Source organism: Streptomyces sp. A5-4 (genome assembly GCF_051131715.1).
GTDB lineage: Bacteria > Actinomycetota > Actinomycetes > Streptomycetales > Streptomycetaceae > Streptomyces.
This window is the reverse complement of record NZ_CP178591.1, coordinates 5,537,651-5,551,544: the sequence shown is the minus strand read 5'-3', so window position 1 is coordinate 5,551,544 and position 13,894 is coordinate 5,537,651. Positions and strand designations below refer to the sequence as shown.

At 69.6% G+C, this 13,894-nt stretch carries 18 protein-coding genes; 2 read left to right on the top strand and 16 right to left on the bottom strand.

Going from position 1 to position 13,894, the window contains the following annotated elements; genetic code table 11:
* Nucleotides 1-49 precede the first annotated feature (49 nt).
* A complete protein-coding gene (locus tag ACLLJJ_RS26055; RefSeq protein WP_283520497.1) occupies nt 50-481 on the top strand; it encodes a hypothetical protein in 432 nt (143 codons plus the stop codon).
* A 77-nt stretch (nt 482-558) separates the two neighbouring features.
* The gene (locus ACLLJJ_RS26050; protein ID WP_434595866.1) at nt 559-1,254 is read left to right on the top strand and encodes a hypothetical protein; all 696 of its coding nucleotides are present in this window, start codon (nt 559-561) and stop codon (nt 1,252-1,254) included.
* A gap of 705 nt (nt 1,255-1,959) precedes the next feature.
* Here ACLLJJ_RS26050 and ACLLJJ_RS26045 read toward each other — a convergent pair.
* The 16 genes from ACLLJJ_RS26045 to ACLLJJ_RS25970 form a co-directional block, all read right to left on the bottom strand.
* Nucleotides 1,960-2,781, bottom strand: a complete 822-nt coding sequence (locus tag ACLLJJ_RS26045; protein WP_434595865.1) for a DUF317 domain-containing protein — start codon at nt 2,779-2,781, stop codon at nt 1,960-1,962.
* 17 nt (nt 2,782-2,798) lie between these two features.
* Entirely contained in the window at nt 2,799-3,089 is a 291-nt protein-coding gene (locus ACLLJJ_RS26040) for a hypothetical protein (protein ID WP_283520500.1), read from the bottom strand.
* A 95-nt stretch (nt 3,090-3,184) separates the two neighbouring features.
* Nucleotides 3,185-3,538 carry a DUF317 domain-containing protein gene (locus tag ACLLJJ_RS26035; RefSeq protein WP_283520501.1) on the bottom strand — a complete coding sequence of 118 codons (354 nt, stop codon included), beginning with the start codon at nt 3,536-3,538 and terminating at the stop codon, nt 3,185-3,187.
* Between the two features lie 812 nt (nt 3,539-4,350).
* Complete coding sequence (locus ACLLJJ_RS26030; protein WP_283520502.1) at nt 4,351-5,448, bottom strand: MSCRAMM family protein; 1,098 nt, start codon at nt 5,446-5,448, stop codon at nt 4,351-4,353.
* A gap of 119 nt (nt 5,449-5,567) precedes the next feature.
* On the bottom strand, nt 5,568-6,056 hold the full coding sequence (locus tag ACLLJJ_RS26025; RefSeq protein ID WP_434595864.1) for a hypothetical protein: 489 nt from the start codon (nt 6,054-6,056) through the stop codon (nt 5,568-5,570).
* 30 nt (nt 6,057-6,086) lie between these two features.
* On the bottom strand, nt 6,087-6,959 hold the full coding sequence (locus ACLLJJ_RS26020) for a DUF317 domain-containing protein (protein ID WP_434595862.1): 873 nt from the start codon (nt 6,957-6,959) through the stop codon (nt 6,087-6,089).
* The gene (locus ACLLJJ_RS26015) at nt 6,956-8,182 is read right to left on the bottom strand and encodes an ATP-grasp domain-containing protein (protein ID WP_185298073.1); all 1,227 of its coding nucleotides are present in this window, start codon (nt 8,180-8,182) and stop codon (nt 6,956-6,958) included. The genes ACLLJJ_RS26020 and ACLLJJ_RS26015 overlap by 4 nt, the downstream gene beginning before the upstream one ends.
* Nucleotides 8,183-8,229: 47 nt before the next feature.
* On the bottom strand, nt 8,230-8,532 hold the full coding sequence (locus tag ACLLJJ_RS26010; RefSeq protein ID WP_185298074.1) for a hypothetical protein: 303 nt from the start codon (nt 8,530-8,532) through the stop codon (nt 8,230-8,232).
* A gap of 36 nt (nt 8,533-8,568) precedes the next feature.
* Nucleotides 8,569-9,804, bottom strand: a complete 1,236-nt coding sequence (locus ACLLJJ_RS26005; protein WP_185298075.1) for an MFS transporter — start codon at nt 9,802-9,804, stop codon at nt 8,569-8,571.
* Nucleotides 9,801-10,313, bottom strand: coding sequence for a regulator (locus ACLLJJ_RS26000; protein ID WP_185298076.1), 513 nt, complete (start codon nt 10,311-10,313; stop codon nt 9,801-9,803). Before ACLLJJ_RS26000 ends, ACLLJJ_RS26005 begins: the two co-directional genes overlap by 4 nt.
* Nucleotides 10,310-11,161 carry a winged helix-turn-helix transcriptional regulator gene (locus ACLLJJ_RS25995; protein ID WP_185298077.1) on the bottom strand — a complete coding sequence of 284 codons (852 nt, stop codon included), beginning with the start codon at nt 11,159-11,161 and terminating at the stop codon, nt 10,310-10,312. Before ACLLJJ_RS25995 ends, ACLLJJ_RS26000 begins: the two co-directional genes overlap by 4 nt.
* Nucleotides 11,162-11,204: 43 nt before the next feature.
* A complete protein-coding gene (locus ACLLJJ_RS25990; RefSeq protein ID WP_185298078.1) occupies nt 11,205-11,615 on the bottom strand; it encodes a hypothetical protein in 411 nt (136 codons plus the stop codon).
* A 10-nt stretch (nt 11,616-11,625) separates the two neighbouring features.
* Entirely contained in the window at nt 11,626-12,075 is a 450-nt protein-coding gene (locus tag ACLLJJ_RS25985) for a hypothetical protein (RefSeq protein ID WP_185298079.1), read from the bottom strand.
* Nucleotides 12,072-12,560, bottom strand: coding sequence for a hypothetical protein (locus ACLLJJ_RS25980; RefSeq protein ID WP_185298080.1), 489 nt, complete (start codon nt 12,558-12,560; stop codon nt 12,072-12,074). Before ACLLJJ_RS25980 ends, ACLLJJ_RS25985 begins: the two co-directional genes overlap by 4 nt.
* Nucleotides 12,561-12,665: 105 nt before the next feature.
* Nucleotides 12,666-13,010: an SH3 domain-containing protein gene (locus ACLLJJ_RS25975; RefSeq protein WP_185298081.1), complete on the bottom strand. Its 345-nt coding sequence runs from the start codon at nt 13,008-13,010 to the stop codon at nt 12,666-12,668.
* 147 nt (nt 13,011-13,157) lie between these two features.
* A complete protein-coding gene (locus tag ACLLJJ_RS25970) occupies nt 13,158-13,877 on the bottom strand; it encodes a hypothetical protein (RefSeq protein WP_434595858.1) in 720 nt (239 codons plus the stop codon).
* Nucleotides 13,878-13,894 lie beyond the last annotated feature (17 nt).

The window sequence follows — 13,894 nt, the reverse complement described above, 5'->3', positions numbered from 1 at the left end:
ATGATGCGTGCAGGACGAGGATAGGGAGGACGCCGGAGTGTTTCACCGAATGCGACGCCGGGCCGCGGAGCCCAGCGAGGCGCAGCGCCGGTTCTTCGAGCTGTCGGCGCGGCTGGAGGGCCAGGTGCCGCCGGAGATCGAACGAGCATTGACTGCGGCGGAGCCGGCAGAGTCGGCCCCCGTGGTGGACGACTTCCTTCCGTCGGATCTGCGCGTGCCGAGCCATGACCAGCTCGACGGCCGGATGACCTCCTGGAAGCAGCCGCTCGTCCTTGACGGCGAGATGGTCGCCTGTGCCGAGTGCGGCGCGTACCGAGACTGGCTCATCCTCTCCACCCATGACCAGATCTGGCTGCGCTGCCGGGCAGGCCACCAGCAGCAAGAGACGCGCCTCGACACCGCCTGGTACAACCGGCACACCGGCCCCGCGGACGCGACGCACGCAACTTTCGAGGATTGCCTGCGCCACCTCGGCCACTGACCCCCACCCCTACGACCCACCGGGCCCACGCGCCCGCACTGACCACCCGTCACCTAGCGCCAAGGGGTCAGTCCACTATGCGCGTTCGCGTCGCCTCCGCCCTCTCCCTCACCGCCATCACCGTCCTTGCCCTCCCGGCCTGCTCCGCCGAAACCACCAAGGCCGAGCCCAGCACCGCCTCCTCCGCTCGTACCGGGAAGCCGGCCGGCACCGGCCAGAGCACCGCTCCGCTGGAGTCGGCCGCGCTGGAGAAGCGGCTGGTGGACGAGAGCGACCTCGGCTCCGGCTACCTGCGTAAGCCGGAGCCTCCCTCTCAGCACGACGACGTCACCGTCGTCGGGTGCCCCGCCCTCAACGAGCTGGGCGGCGACGCAGCGACCGGCGGCTCGCTCGACTTTCCCCGCCAGGCGAAGGCCACCTTCACCTACACCGGCGGCAGCAACTCGGAGATGTCCGAGGAGCTCTACAGCAACACCGCCGACAAGCTGTCCGACGGCATCGGCCAGATCTTCGACGCCATGACCGGGTGCCCCACGTACCAGGTCATCTCGGGCAGCACCACGATCAACGTGGCCTCGCAGAAGGTGACCACACCCCAGCTTGGCGACGAGCAGTGGAGCCAGCTCCTGACTTTCTCCGCCGGTGGGCAGGACACCGTGGTGAAGCAAACCGCGATCCGTGACGGCAGCGTGCTGCTTGTCGTTTCCGGCTCCCCGGCCCTCGTCGACCGCCACCTCGGCAAGGCCCTCACCAAGGCGGCAGCAACCAGCTGATCCGCATCCGACATGATGCTGCCCCCGACCACCGGTCGGGGGCAGCAGTCGTGTGCGACGGTGCGCCACTGGAGTGTCCGGGCAGGGCCCAGACCTCGCGGCCGGGCTCGTCGAGTTCCTTCGGCGCGTACAGTGCGGCACCCTCACCCTTGGCGAGTCGAATCCGTAGTTGGGCCCCATCGGATACCAGCTCATCGGGACCACCAAGACACCTTCCACCAGCCTCTGCGAGACGGAACATCCGAAGGCTGCAATTCCACCTGTTCGGGTTGCGGAGGTGGGGCGACTCTGTCCGGGCCCAGGCCGATCTTGTCCGGATGTACGCACGCCGGAACCGCTACGTCGTCGCGGGTATAGCGTCGCCCGTCCACCGGGTTGACTGGGCACTCCCAAGACGGCCTGCTGTAGATCACGAACTGCGCTCGCGGGTACACCGTGGACGGGCAGAACCCGCAGACGGGCCTCGTCACGTCGTCGTGGTCCGGGTCGATGTACGGCGGCCCGGTGGGCTCCGGGATTTCCATGCAGCCAGAGGTTAGCGAGCTTCTCGCTCTGCGCCGAAATCTGTACCCCGGGCGGGCACCGGCTCCGAACCCTCCTCCGAATTCCACGGCCCGCACGTGCCCTGGAGGGAAAAGCCAGAAACCCGGCCTCCCCATTCGGAAGACCGGGTTTCGTACGTCGGATGGAAGGGAGCGCGGACCGCTAACTCGCGGGTGCACGCAGGAGTCGTTCCCTGGTGCTCTCGGGAAGCACTCGGCGCAGGACCGGCGCGGTCGAGCTGAGGGAAGTGGCGAACGCCGCGACGAGGTCGTGGGGCACGCTGGCGCCGAAGGACACCGCCCACAGGCAGGGCGTGCCGAGCACGGGCTCGGCCCATGCCTGCCATGCGGCCAGGCCCGCCTCGTCCGCCTGGCTGGTCAGGGCGCGCGGGTTGGCGTCCTGGATGAGGGGCGGTACCTCGCCGAGGCTGAGGTGCGAGCTGAACGTGGGATCCGTCGCTCCGCCGGTGGGCTGGTCGATGTCCCGGAGCCAGCCGTGCGCGGTGACGGCGTCGAGGACCAGCTCGGGGCCGGCGAGTGGGACGGCGGGCTGGTCGCGGGCGTCGAGCGCGACGAGGAAGTCGACCAGGACTTCCCCGGGGACGTCGGAGGTGAAGTACGCCGACCACGAGGCGAGCGGGCTGCTCGTGTCCGCGCGAGCGGAGACCTGCCAGGCGATCGGCAGTTCCCCCAGGTGGAACGGCTCGTCCGCCAGAACCCACTGGGCCCAGCGGAGCGTGTCGGGGCTGATGTGCAGGACGGTGCTGCGCAGGACCTGTCGGTCCTCCGGTGCCTCGTCCGGCTCGCTTCGCCCGCGGACGATCGTCAGGCTCGTCCAGCCGAGGCCGGCGAGCGTGTCGGCGACGGCGTCGTAGAGGCGTCCGTCGTCACCGGCCAGGTGCCGGGGACCGACCCAGTACGCGGACTGGGCGCTGGTCGGGGCGGACGGGTCGAGGGGGAAGTCGGAGTACAGGGGCGCCTCCAAAGGCTAGGTACGGGTCTCTACTTGCCGCCGACCGCACGACGGGCGCGGCGCGGGGCTGCCTGGACTGGGCCGTGCCAGGTCAGGGCGACGGCGACCTCGGGCGGCAGATGACCGAGTTGCGCGCCTGTGTCTCGCCCTTCGGCGAGGTACACGACAGGCTGACCGGTCTCGTCTACGGACTGCACGATCTGCTCCACCTGGTGGGCCATCGGGAAGAACGGGTTCATCGCGAGGCGCACCGGCAGATCGCGGTCACAGGCGGTCAAAAGGTCGATGAGATCGCCGACGGTCATTTCCGTGTGCGTCACGGGCAGCCTCCTTCTGTGGGGAAAGCGGTGAGCGGTGGAACTGGCGTTTCACCGGCAGTCGGAGAAACGCCGAACTTCCACTCGGGTCTTTCGCGTTAGACGCGTCGGGAGGTCTCCAACCCGTGCGCCACAGCAGCTGCGACGACTCCGGCCGGCGTGCTGGTGTCGAAAGACAGGTGATACCCGCGCACCTTGGAAGTTCCGGTGACGGCGACTTTCCATCCCTCGCCGTCGGTGCCGGGACGACCGTGCGGAAACCAGCCGAGATAGAAACGGCCGTCCCGGCTACTGACGTGCACGTCCGCACGGTCATCCACGATCAGGTGGAAGTCTTCGGCAGAGAACTGGTCCAGGACAAGGGCGGGCTGGCCCGAACCAAGCTCCCGCTCACGCAGGCGCAGGGCTTTGGTGGTGGTGGCAAATCCCGGGCTGGCAGGCGCTACGGTCACGGGCGATCACCTCTCTGACCAGGTATTTCTTGCAAGGTCGTCTACGTTGACATGCTCTCGCCCGCCTTGGCCAGTCTTTCCGCGATCTTTCCTGTCTGCCTCCGGCGAACTGCAATTAGGGCGCCCTGAGCCTGAGGAATCCAGACCCCGCGTCCAGCGTCGACGAACGGCTCCATGCGAGAGCCCGTACTACGTTGCCCGCCAAGAGGGGCCATTCCGTGCGCCGTTCCTGATTGCCGCCACCGGCCCTGCCCTGGTGCATGCCTGCGCCCTGCTTCTAGCTACTGAGCTCGGAAGATCACCGCCAACAGCCGTTCGGCCCGTGCCCGGATTTGCGGTTCTGGGTGGCACATGGCTACGAAAAGCAGCACCGTCACCACGGCAGAGAAGGGGGTTAGAGCGGCTGCAATCTGCGTTTCAATTCCCATGCGCCGAAGATTACAAGATGCCTGGAATTCACTAATTTACTCACGTGTGCGTCACGACGTAAAGCTATAAGGGTCAAGCCCGGGAATCCGCTGATCAGGCGTGTTGCGACTGGCCTCTCTTGCCGCACTCGCTGGAATTTCCCGGTGGACACCTTCACAATGTCGCCGCATTTCCACTCGGCTCACTTCCGCCGATAAGAGGGTATTTCGGAGTTTGTGCCCAGTCGCACCGTCACCGTTGAGGACTGCGCGTCCACCGTCCGCGATCCCAGGCACGAGCCGGCGGCGTCACCTAGCCCGCTGGGAAGGTCTGCGTACGCCGGTACACGCAGCAGGCCCCCGGGAGTTTCCCGGGGGCCTGCTGGGCGAGGGGTGAATCGTGGATTAGCTGGCGTCGTTGTCCTGCGGGGGCTCGGCTGTCTTGCGGCGGCGGGCGGCGATCACGGCGCCGCTGCCCGCGGCGACGAGGACTCCGCCACCGCCGAGGATCCACGGGGTTGCGTCGGCGCCGGTATGGGCCAGGGAGCCGGCCGGGGCCTTCGGTGTCGTCCCAGCCGTCGGGGCTGCCGCCGGGACAGTCGAGTCGTCGGCGTCCGGTGAAGCGGAATCGGCAGGGGTGGGCTGCCCTCCGCCAGAGGGGCTGTCGGTCGGCTTGCCTGTCGGCTTCTCGGAGGGGTCGTCGGGCTTCGGCGTGGGCTTGCCTGTCGGCTTCTCGGAGGGGTCGTCGGGCTTCGGCGTGGGCTTGCCTGTCGGCTTCTCGGAGGGGTCGGGCTTCGGGGTGGTTGCGGTCTTGCCATTGGTGACGGTCACGGTGACCGGGGCACCGGGGCCCGCGCTGAAGGTCTTCGCGGGCTTGTAGAGGTCGTAGCCCTGGGGAGCCTTGACCTGCTTGACCCAGAACTCAGTCTTTCGGCTGCTCACGGGCAGCTCACCCGTGGCCGTCCCCTGCGACCCGGTAGTGAGGGTGAGCAGCGTGTCGCTGCCCGTTCCGATGTTCACGGTGGAGCCGGGCAAGAGCTTTCCCGTCTTGTCGTCCTTGGCCTGGAGGAGGACCTTGGCGGCTTTGAACGGGTCGGTGATCGTCAGCCGCGCCGTCGCGCCTGGGGTGACGATGACGTCTTGGTCGGCGACGACCTCGTGGAGCGGGCTTCCGGAAGATGTTTCCTTCAACCGGTAGATGCCGGGAGTGAGGTCGGGGAAGGTCAGTTTCCCCTGTGCGTCGGTCTTTCCGCGCCCGGTTTCTTGACCGGTGGCATCGAGGAGGAGGAACGCCGCGCCCGACAGAACGTCCCCGGCGGTGTCCTTCTTGGTAATCGCGATGCTGCCTGCATCCGGAGCGGGGGTCTCGGTGGGAGAGGTGGAGGCGGAGGGTGTCGGCTCGGACGGCTGGGCGAATGCGGTTGGCGCCCAGGTGAGGGTGCCGGTCACCGCGGCGGCAAGGGCAGCCGATCGGACGGCGCCGCGGACGATACGAGCATGCACAGGGAAAGGGCTCCTTGATTAGGTGGGGTGGAGAAGTCATCGAGCACGGCCGGCAGCCGGGGCTGGTGGCGGCGGGGCGGGCCTGCGCGGAACGCTGGGCAGTGGGTTGGAGCTGAGGATCAGCGCGCGCGGCCACCACTGAGAGTGGCGGGCGGGGCGGGAACCGTACGGGCTGCGCGGCCCGCAGGGCGGCCCGACGCTGACGCGGGCCAGGCACCGGGGAACCAGACGGCGCTGTACTGCTCGATGGCGTCGCGCAGCCCGGTGGTGACGGCGCCCTCCCACGGTGGCTGGCCGGGGCGGTGGTAGGTGTCGAACGTGCCGTACTGCTTGGTGCGCACCATGGTGCGCTGGGCTTCGTCTCGGCGGTGGAAGGTGCCGTGGTCCACGAAGCTGAGGGCCACGGCGTCGATCTCTCCGCGGTCCGCGTGGATGATCGCCAGGCGCAGGCCGCCGTAGGTGTCCGCGTGGATCGTTCCGGTAAAGCCGATCCGCAGACGCAGGGGTGCGCCCGGGGCTGGGGTGGCGTAGTAGGTGTTGCCGACGACGGCGTGGTCGGTGAAGGGGAGGCAGAGTTCGGCGAAGAACTCGGGGGCCTGCAGGGACAAGAGGTCTCTCCGGTCGGGGTCGTGCTGGGGTTATCGGCGCGGGCCGGGCAGGGCCGGGCGGCTGGTGGTGCTCCAGCGCGGGACGCTGGGAGGCGGGAGGGCGGCCGGACGGCGTGATGCGGCGGCCCGTTGGAGGTCGAGTGGGGTGGGGGCCGTCGGCTCTGAAGGCAGGATGGGAGTGAGGTGGGCCATGCCCTTGATGTAGCTGTAGGTGTCCTGTCGCCACCGGGGAAGCGGTGCCGGGTCGGATACGGACTGGGTGACGGCGGCCAGCAGGGCGACGGGGGTATCGGTACTGGCGGTGGCGTACCAGGCGGGCCGGTCGATGGACTTGCCGGCCCACAGGTGCCAGCGGGCGTCGCGTGTGGTCAGCTCGGCTTCTGGATCGAGGTCGCCGGTGGTGACCTCCATTCCGGCGAACCGGTCCGGTGACTGAACCGCGAAGATGCCCTGACGGCGGCGCTCTATCTCCCAGCCCTGCTGGAAGAGTGGGCCCACGGCTCGGGCGGGGTCGTGTTCGTCGGTCCGGGCGTCCGGCCGGGCGAGGTAGGCGTCCGGCCCCTGTTCATATGCTCCCGCGAGTGCGGTGGTGAAGGCTTGCACGAATTCGGTGGGGGTTCGGTCGTTGAAGCAGACGCCCCAGGCCGGCGGGCCGAACGGGTCCTTGTAGGCGTTGATGCGCCATAGCCCGTCGTCCTCACCTTCGGGGAGGTAACCCAGGCGCACGCGCCGGTCGGGGGCGGTCACGTAGGCGTTGCCGAGGTCGTCGTGCTGGAGGTCCCAGCCGAGGCCCAGGAGCGGAGCGAGGGCGGGGTCGCCAATCCCGGTCGTAGAGGCGAGATAGCGCGGGGAGACGAAGACATCCCCGTCGATGGCGAAGCGCGGATCGCTCTCCGGGGTCATCGGTCGACCTGCGTGGTGACGGTGATCTCGTCGGCGGCCGTGTCGAGCCGGTCGTTGACCTCGGTAGTGTCGCGGCCGGTGACGATGTAGAACCCGGCCCTGGCAGTGAACAGGTCGCCCTCGGGCGGCAGTAGGAGCGGGTCGCCGACCTTGCGGATCCACTGGACCTGCCGCAGCCAAGGGGTGTGGGCGGCGAACGGCTGGTTGATCTGCCGTTCCGTGAGGGTGCCGGAGGCCGCCGGGTAGAGCATGCGGATTCCCGCAGCCTGCTGACGGCTGGGGGTGATGTCCGGGTTGTGCCCGCAGGCGAGGGCGGCGGCGGCCCGGGGAAGGTCGATGCCGGTGGCAAGGCGGACGAGGTGGCCGATCATGTCGCCGCCCAGACGTGCGTTCACCTCGATCAGCCGGGGCTGGCCGTCGACCATGCGCACCTCGACGTGCTGCACGCCGTCGGTGATTCCCAGGGCCTTGACCGCGGCAGCGGCGACCGGAGCGACCTGGGCGAGGAGCGGATCGCGAGCATCGACGGTGTGCCCGGTCTCGTCGAAGTACGGTGCGGGCCCGAGACTTTTACGGGTCACCGCGACGGCAGTGGTTACGCCACGGTGGGTAACGCATTCGACGGAGACCTCCGGCCCGTCGAGGTACTCCTCGACCAGGACGGCGGTGTCCTCGCGGCTCTGGCTCGCCCCTGAGGCGAACGCGAAGGCGGCGGGCAGTTCCTCAGGCTGGTCGATGCGGATCACGCCGATGCTTCCAGCGAACGCGGTGGGCTTGATGACGGCCGGATAGCCGATGGTCATCGTCGCCAGTCCGGCCTCCAACAGCGTCTGGGCCTTCATTGACGCGGCCGACGGCACCCCGTGGCGGGCGAACAGGCTGCGGGCGGTGGCCTTGTTGCGGCAGGCCCGCATCACCTCCACAGGGTTCGCCGGCAGGCCGAGTCCGCGGGCAAGGCGGGCGGCGGGGACGAGGTGCCACTCGTCCCAAGTGACGGCACCGGCGAGTTCGTGACGTGCCGCCAAGGCCCGGCCGGCCGCCAGCAGGGCGGTGTCGTCATAGAGATCGACGACGGCATGGTCGACGATGTACGGCCTTTCCCACGAGGGCTCGGTGCCGGTGAGCAGGACGACGTCGTAGGCGGCGGCGACCTGCTCAAGACAGTACGAGCGATACGTCTCATCGCCAGGAGAAACGACGAGGACGAGGGGGCGTGCGGACAAGAAGAGGTTCTCCGAATCGGTGGACAGCAGGACGGGGGGAAGAGCTGTCAGTCGGCGCGGCGGCGCCGTAGCTCGAACGCGCTGGCCCACTTGGGGTGTGCGGCGACCAGCTGCCGGGCGTAGAGGGCGGTGAAGTTGTTGTTCAGCCCGGCCACGCCGTACGGGAGCTCTCGGCGCAGGTCCTCGAAGAGGTTCTTGAGGCCGACGCGGGTGGCGCCGGTGGCGAGCTGGCGGGCGGTCATACGCTCCAGCGCGCGGTATACGTGCGGGTGTTGGGCGTGGAAGGCGTGGAACTGATCGGTGATGGTGCGGCTGCGCGCACGGGTCGCTCCGGAACAGGCAAAGGACATGGGGAAGTTCTCCACAAGCTGGGGAAGAGCAGCGGGTCAGGAGCGCAGGGCGGGATCGGTGCGCAGGCGGGCGAAGGCGAGGAACAGGCCGAGGGCCTGCAGGGCGGCGCAAGCGGTGATGACGTGGCCCAGCGCGTCGGGCGGGGTGAGCGCTGTGAGTACGCCGGCGACGGGGAAGGGCAGCAGGAGGATGAGGATGGTGGCGGAGAGGGTGCTACCGAACCGGTCCGGGGGAATCAGGCGGGAGCGCAGCGTGCGCAGGACCACTGTCATGCCGCCCTCTGCGGCCATCAGGATCGCGACCAGGATCAGGTAGGAGAGGTAGTCGGGCGCCTGGGCTGCGGCGAGGCAGGCGAGTGAGGCGACGGCGGCGCAGGTGGCGCCGACCGGCCACAGGCCCAGGCGGTCGATCGCGAACCGGCAGATGGTGACGCTCAGGAGCGTGGCTGCTGCGGCGGCGGACCAGATGAGGCCGACGGCGGTGGTGGACTGCCCGTAGTGGTTGACGACGATCACGGGGCCGGCGGCCTGGAGGAAGCCGGTGGCCAAGTTGGAGAGAGTCAGGCCGGTTACCAGCCAGCCGAGGGCCGGCAGGGAGCGGATGGTGCGCCAACCGGTAAGCAGCCCCGCGCTCGTGTGATCCTTCGGGGCGCGGGCCGGGGCGACCGGTGAGGGTGGTGTGCGCAGCGCGAGCAGCGCGGCGAGCAGGGAGAACACGGTGATCACGGCGAGCATCTGGGGAGGCCCGGCGAGCAGCAGGAAGCCCGCTACCGCCGGGCCCGTCAGGGTGGCGGTCTGATCGATGCCGAGCAGGACGGCCTGGACACGGTGGGCTCGCCCCCCGGCTCGGCGGCCGGCGGCGGCGCCTGCCGTCTCGGCCGCGATGTACGAGAACTCGGTGAGAACGCCGGTGCTGGCGGCGAGCACCATCACCGTCGCACTGGCCACCGTGCCGGACGGGTGGAGATAGAGGGTGACCGCACCGGCGGCGAGGACCACTGCGCGGCCGAGGGACGCGAGGAAGAAGACGACCGACGCGCCTCGCCGGTCAACGATGGCTCCGGCCCAGCCGAAAGCGGCCAGTCTGGGTATCCACTCCAGGGCGAACGCCAGGCCCGTCAGCGCGGCGGAGCCCGTCGTGGCCAGGACCAGGAGCGGGATGCCGTAGGTGGACATGGCGAACGCGAGGGCATCGACCGTGCGGGGCAGATAGATCCCGCGCAGCAGTCCTGCGGTGTGAAGGGCGTGCCGGGGGGTGGTGCCACCGCTCACGCGACGTGCTCGGGCTCAGGGAGCAGGGGGACCTGCGGGTTGGCGTTCAGCCACTGGGCGAGCAGAGCGCGCGCGAGGCCAAGGTCCGCGTCGGGCTCGGGCGGGCTCTCGCCCGCCCGGCGCTGGGAGCCTTCGGCCGGGTCGGCCCCGAGCATGGGCGCCAGGAGAGCGAGGGTGTGCTGGAGGCGGGTGGTGAAGTCGCAGATAGGGGTCGGGTAGGCGTGGCGCCGTGCCCACCGGGCCATGGCGTCGTAGATGTCGGCCAGTTCCGCGCCGGACGTGGTGAGTTCCAGGCCGACCCCGGGTCCGACCCGGACGAGAGCGTGGGCGCGGGCCGCGTCGGTGGCCCGGCGGAGGCGGTGCGCGGAGAGGTCATGGAGTGTGCCGGCCAGCCTGCGCGGCGGTATCGGCCCGTTGTCGTCGATTTCGCTGATCAGACGGATCAGGGCCGTCGAGGACAACAGCGTGAAGGCGTTGCGGAGTTCGGCGGGGGTGAAGGAGGCGTTCATCGGCGCGGGCCTCCCGCCGGGAGTGCTGCCTTCGGGCGGGCCGCCGCGGTGTGCGAGAACAGATCCGGGTTCTGCCATGTCAGGCGGGGGTTCTGCCCAGTCCGGACAGGCGGCGGCGACGGGGCGGGAGCCGGGAGCCTCGATTGGTTGCTGACCCACGTCCGCGGACCGGCCGTTGCCTTCGGGCTTCCCCAGACGGGGTGTTGGGCGGCCCCTGCCAGGGGTCGCCCGGCCGACCACGCGGACAGAGCCCCGAAGAGGGGACCCAGACCGTGGCCTGCGACCGACAGGCGGTAGGGCTGCCCCATGCCGTCGGTGTCGACCAGGCCGTCAGCGACGAGCTGGCGCAGCGGCGGGTACACGTTGGTCCAGTCGCTGCTGGGCATGACGATGTTGGCCAGTGCCCGGCCGCTGACCTGCTCGCGGGATTTCAGCACCCACAGGAGGGCGGCGGCGTGCCGCCGGGTGAGCAGGGTGAGGCTGTCCTCGATCTGCTCGATCGCGGGCAGCGGGTGATCCGCCTTCTCCAGGTGCGCCTCGGCCCAGGTGACGATCATCGGCAGTACCGGCAGGAGGGCTGCGCCGCGCTCTGTGTGGCCGTAGGTGACGTGCCGAGAGCTGTGTTCGGTGCGCTGCACGAGGCCGGCGTCGCAGAGCGACTTGATCTTGGGGTGGAGCTGGCCGCTCTGCAGCCAGGAGACTTTGACCGCGATCTCGCTGTAGCGCTGTGGGGGGCCGGAGAGGGCCAGCAGGATCCGCACGTTCCAGCGCGGGGTGATCATGGCGAGTGCCTCGGTGACCCGGGCGATGTCAGCGTCGGTGTCGGGGGGCAGACCGGTGATGGCCAAGGGAGGAACTCCTGGATGCGTGTAAGGGGGTTACCCGCGGGGCTCAGCGGCTCCGTGCAGTGCTCACGGCCGGAGCGGGTGGGGCGGGAACGGCTGGCGCGGGTACCGGGGGCGGAGCTGGCGCGGTGACGCGGGCCAGGCTCTGGAGAACGGCGGAGGCCGATTGGGCCTGGATGTCCCGGACAGCGACGGCTTCGGCGATCCGGCGGGTGCCGTCGAGAAGGTGGGAGACCTCGTGGCGTCCGATCTGCCGCTCGGGGTGGACGAGTTGGGCGAGGCGGTCGCGGTGGAAGTCGATGCTGCGCTCGGCGAGGGCGAGGCCGTCGTGCATGCCGAGCAGGGCGGAGAGCATGCCGGGCGGCTGGTCCTGGGCGTGGGCTGCGAGGTCGTCGAGCGGTGAGCCGTACAGGTCCGCGATCCGTCCGGCTATCTCTGTGGACGTGAGGTGGGGCAAGCGGGGGCTTTCACGGTCGGCGGGACCGGGCCGCCCCGGCACGCTGCGGTGCCGGGGCGGCGACGGACGGCGGCGGGGTGGTGGCGACCGTCGCCTGCGTCAGGCGGACGGGCCGGGGCTGCTGGTCGGGCGGTGGCATCGTCCGCAACAGCTCGCCGAGCGCGGCGCGGTAGCCGTCGCGGGCATCGAGCGAAGCCTCCAGCCACTGCGAGTCCATCCGCAGGTCGTCCGCTGACAGCTCGTTCATGTCGCGCCCTGGCGCCATGGCTTCGTGCACGCGGTCACGGACACGGGCGACCTGTTCCTCGGCCAGGACGAGGAACGACCGCAGCTCCAGCACACGGGTCAGCGCGGGCGTCGCACTGGGGCCGACCGCCGTCGCGTACAGCTCGGCGACCGGGGCTGCGAAGGACCCTTCGATCTGGTCGTCAAGGGTGCTGGATTTGAAGCGGACGCTCACAGCGCGCCCCTCCCCGCCCGCAGGACGGGCGCGGGTGCAGGTGCGACCGCCGGACGCTGCGGAGGGCTGGTCTGCACCGCCGGGCCCTTGCGAGTCCCGCGGCTGAGACGGGCGAGGCGTTCAGCGGCGAGGCCCTGCTTCCCCGGAGCGGCCGGGTCGAGAAGCCACCGCACGACCATGGCCCGGCCGTCGCGCGCGGTGACGGCTGCGTTGACGCGGTGGGCGAGGCCCATCGTGGGGTCGTCGACCTCGCTGGGCTGCGACTGCAGCGCCCCGAGCAGGTCGTTCTCCGCGCGGTCGAGAGCGGTCTGCGAACCGACGAGAAGCCCGTGCCATTTGACGACATCGGTGGCGTCGGGATGAGCGGTCGGCGCGACGGCGACGGCGGCCTTCAGCTGATCCATGCCCATCTCGAAGTGCGCTTCGATCTGCTCGGTGAGCACGCCCACGACATCCTCAAAGCCGTCGTATATGTCATCGGGCAAGGGGGAACTCCTTTCCGGGTGGCGCAGACACCTGAGAGTTCAGGGGAATCGCCGGGCGATCAGTCAACTCAGCTGGGCAATCAGCGGGTTGCGTTGCTCCAGCTGTCAGTCGAGGCACATTCGGACGTCGCGGAAGACGTAAGTGCCGGAGACCCAGCCCTTTACGCCGGTGGTCTTGTCCGTGATGTAGAGCCAGTTCCCGCTCTTCTTGGCGACGCTGAAACGGTGGCTCTTGTAGAGCACCCCGACCGCCGTGGACTTCGTGGTGGCCTTGGACCGGATGGTCACGGCCTTGGCGTGGACCTCGTACGGGAGCGGCGGGAGGGACGAACAGCTGCTCGCACGGACGGCGGAGGCGACGGGGGCCGCGCTGGCGGTGGTGGCGGAGAGCATCGGCAGAGCGAGTGCTCCGAGTATCGCGGCGGATATGGCAATTCGGGTTGAGCGCATGCGGAAGGAACCTCCGTGCAGGCATAGGGATGGTGTGGAAAGGCGCCGCGTGTTGTTCCGGCGGCTGGATTAAGAGTCCGGAGATTCGCCGGTTTGGCTAACCGGCGATCGTCGGCTATGTTGCGGCGCGCCTGTCGGCTTTGCGGCTCAGTGCGAGCGGCCGGGAGGGCGCGGAGCGGGAGACTTCGGCAGGGCAGCGGGACGGGTGGATGACACTCCTGGGCGGACCGGTGGCAGGGGCCCGGCCGTGCCGCTGATCCGCTCCTGACACCACTGGACGGCCTCTTCGGCGGAGGCGAAGCCGCCCTCGCGCAGGGTGTGCGTCCACGCCTCGGAGTCGACTTCTTCGATCACGACGCGGAACGGGGAAGAAGCCCGCCCATCCAGGGCGCGCAGGGCCGCGACGGTGACCATGTCGTCCGGGCTGTCGTTGGTGTAGGAGTACCCGCACGCGAAGTGGTCTCCGTCCCCCATGAGCCGGCGCTCCAGGGCCCGTGTGGCCTCGTCGGCTGGCGGGGGGCCCAGGTCGGGGTTGAGGTCGATGGCGTCGGGCGGGCAGCCGCGGTTGATGAGCAGGGACTGCGCCATCGACGGCAGGGGCAGCGGAACGTATTCGAAGTGGAAAGTCCGGGCAACCAAGTCTCGTTGGAGGTGGAGAGCGGCGATCTGTGGCTCTCCGGGAATCCCCCAGGTGACCGAGCTGTCGTGCAGGACGTAGAAGCTGTTCCCCCCGGAAGGACTGTGGTGCTCAGCCAGCGGGAGGAGCATGTCCTGGTTGAGGGAGACCGCGTACAGGAATGCTTCCTCCACCTGGGGGTCTGCGGGCTCGAAGTCATCGAGTCGGAGGTCGAGTTCGGGTAGGGGCATAGATCTCCTCGTGGTCA